This is a genomic window from Plasticicumulans sp. (assembly GCF_035331805.1).
GTDB lineage: Bacteria > Pseudomonadota > Gammaproteobacteria > Competibacterales > Competibacteraceae > Plasticicumulans.
The window spans coordinates 1-1,703 of sequence record NZ_DAOLKE010000531.1; the positions used below are offsets into that span (position 1 = coordinate 1).

The 1,703-nt window shown below is 76.6% G+C and carries 1 protein-coding gene; it reads left to right on the top strand.

The window, feature by feature from the left end; genetic code table 11:
- A partial coding sequence (locus PKE44_RS19120) for a putative baseplate assembly protein (RefSeq protein ID WP_324554400.1) occupies positions 1–1,590 on the top strand: 1,590 nt, incomplete at its 5' end.
- Positions 1,591–1,703 lie beyond the last annotated feature (113 nt).

Consider the following 1,703-nt stretch of genomic DNA (forward strand, 5'->3'; position numbering starts at 1 on the left):
CTGCGCAACGCCGTGCAGGACGCCGCGGCGCTGCGCGCGGCCTTCGCCGGCCGCACGCTGTCGCTCGGCCTTGCGCCGGACGAGGAAGCACCCGACGGGCTGGTCGCGCGCGCGCTGCCGGCCCGCAGCCTGAAGCTCGAACTCGTGCATGCGCGCAGCGGCGCCGAACCCGGCTGGCTGGCGCTGGAAATCCTCGATGACCGCTCGCTCGGCGCCCGCCAGCCCGGCGTGCTGCGCTTCCGGCTGCCGGCCAACGCGCTGCTCGCGCCGCCGCTCTACGACGATCCGAAGGATGCCGGCCTCGGCGTGCGTCCGCCGGCGCTGCCGGCCGGGCGCAGCGGCGACGAACTCGTGCACTGGCTGCGCCTGTCCTGCCCCGACGCGCCGGGCCTGAAGCTCGCGTGGCTCGGCTTCAACGCCGTCGATGTCGTCGCGCTCGACCAGCGCCGCGACGTGCTGCTCGCCGTCGGCGACGGCCGGCCGGATCAGGTCTGCGCGCTGCCCGATGGCAACGTCGATGCCGCATCGCTGCTCCTCGAAGTCGAGACGCCGCAGACCACCGCGGCCGGCTGGGAGCGCTGGTCGCCGGTCGAGCGCTTCGCCGCTGCCGGGCGCGAGGCGCCCGTCTACGCACTCGATGCCGCGAGCGGCCGCATCCGCTTCGGCGACGGCATCCGCGGCCGCGTGCCGGCACCGGGCCGGCGCATCCGCGCCGTCGAATACCGCCACGGTGGCGGTGCGGCCGGCAATCTGGGGCCGGGGCAGCTGCGCAGCGTCGTCGAGGCGCCGATGCTGCGCGTGCGCCACGAACGCGCGCTGCGCGGCGGTGCCGACGCCGAGACCGTCGCCGAGGCCGAACGCCGGCTGCCGGACTGGCTGAACCACCGCGAACGCGCGGTGACCGCCGCCGACTTCCGGATGCTCGCGCTCGAAACCCCGGGCAGCGGCATCGCCCGCGCCGAGGTCGTGCGCGGGCTGATCCCCGGCGACACGCTGGCCGCCCTGCAGCGCAACGTCCCCGGTGCAGTCGCGGTGTTCGTGCTGGCGGCGCGCGCCCCCGACGACCCGGCCCCGCCGCGGCCGGGCGCCGCGCAGCTGCGCGAGGTCTGGGCCTGGCTGCGCGAACGCTGCCCGATCGGCACCGAACTCTACGTGCTGTCGCCGCGCTTCGTGCCGCTCGCGGTCTCGGTCGCGGTCGGCGTGCGCGACCCGGCCATCGAGCGCGAGACGCTGCTGCGCGTCGAAGCGGCGCTGCGCCAGTGGCTGAGCGCACTGCACGGCGGTGCCGACGGCCGCGGCTGGCCGCTCGGGCGCGCCGTCGATCCCGAGGAGCTGCGCGCGGTCGCCGCGCGCGTCGATGGTGTCGTGCGCGTGCCGGCGCTCGGACTTTTCGCCCCCGATGCCGCCGGTCGCTGGCTGCCGCTGCCGGCCGGCACGGCGCTCGCGCTGCTCGATGTCGATCTGCCCGAGCTGCGCGCGGTCTCGGCCGGCAGCGGCAACAGCGTGCAGTTGCCGGCCGCCCTCACCGATGCCGCCGAAGCCGCCAGCGACGCCCCGGCGCCGGCGCCGGTCGTGCCGGATCTCTGCTGATGGACGTGAACTGATGGATGTCAACGGCAGTTCCGCGCTGCTGCTCGCCTCGGCCGCGGCCTTCGCCGGCGAGGCCGACGGCGTGCAGTGGGATGCCGCCGGCAACTGCCTGC